The sequence below is a fragment of the Thermus sp. genome (genome assembly GCF_056332225.1).
This window is the reverse complement of sequence record NZ_JBWGQW010000142.1, coordinates 1-913: the sequence shown is the minus strand read 5'-3', so window position 1 is coordinate 913 and position 913 is coordinate 1. Positions and strand designations below refer to the sequence as shown.

2 protein-coding genes and 1 pseudogene are annotated in these 913 nt (G+C 75.5%); 1 reads left to right on the top strand and 2 read right to left on the bottom strand.

Features of this window, described 5'->3' with window-relative positions; translation table 11 throughout:
* A pseudogene (locus AC01Y6_RS10540) lies at positions 1-255 on the top strand (hypothetical protein); the annotation flags it as partial.
* A 68-nt stretch (positions 256-323) separates the two neighbouring features.
* Here AC01Y6_RS10540 and AC01Y6_RS10535 read toward each other — a convergent pair.
* Positions 324-725, bottom strand: a complete 402-nt coding sequence (locus AC01Y6_RS10535) for a type II toxin-antitoxin system VapC family toxin (protein ID WP_476671480.1) — start codon at positions 723-725, stop codon at positions 324-326.
* Positions 722-913: AbrB/MazE/SpoVT family DNA-binding domain-containing protein (locus AC01Y6_RS10530; protein WP_476671479.1), on the bottom strand; the 192-nt coding region annotated here is incomplete at its 5' end. The genes AC01Y6_RS10530 and AC01Y6_RS10535, both read right to left, overlap by 4 nt.

Genomic DNA, 913 nt, shown 5'->3' with positions numbered 1-913 from the left:
GAGGAGGCCCCGAAGGACCTGGGCCTGCCCCCGCCCCTCCCCAAGGGGCAGGTGATGGGCCTGGTGGGGGAGGGGCCCTACTTCCTGGTGCTGAGGCCGGAGGCCCTGGGGGCGTGGTGGCCCAAGGTGGAGCGCCTCCTCCCCGAGTTCCCGAGGCGCCACGAGGTGCGCCTCTACCCCGACGGGAGCCGGGCGGTGGTGGCGTGGGACCTCGAGGCCCTCAAGGTCTGGTACAAGCGGGTGCTGAGGGGGTGAGGGGCTAGGCCACCCGCCAGCTGGGGGTCTGGCGGAAGAGGGCGCCGCCTCCGGGAGCCCTCAGGCGCTCACGGGCGGAGGACCTCCACGGGGATCCCCAGATCCAGCCCGGCCCAGGCCCTCTCCATGGTGAGGGCGGGGAGGCCCAGGCGCCGGGCCAGGGCCAGGCAGGCCCGGTCGCCGAAGGAAAGGCCGTGGGCCCGGGTCAGGGCCCTGAGCCTGGCCACCTCCAGCGCGTCCTCCCCGGTAAAGGGGAGCACCTCCACCGCGGCCCCCAAGAGCCCAACCTGCGCCATCCGGGCCTGGGCCTCGGCGGGGTCCTCCCCCCAGTCGGCCAGCTTGGAGAGGACCTCGGCCAGGTTCACCGCGCTCAGGTAGGCCCCCCGCTCCAGGGCCTCCGCCACCCGTTCGGCCCCGGGTTCCCCCTTGAGGAGGGCCAAGAGGGCGGAGGCGTCCAGGACCGCGGTCACCCTTCCTCCCGCCTGGCCTCCTCCCGCCGCTCGGCGAGGAGCTCCTCCACCAGGCTCCGCCCCGGGGCCACGTGGGCGAACAGGCCCAGGGCCCGGCGGGCCACCTCGCGGGCGCTAAGGAGCTCCAAGGTGCCGTCCTCCCGCACCCGGAGGAGGAGCCGGTCCCCCTCCTTGAGCCCCAGGGCCTT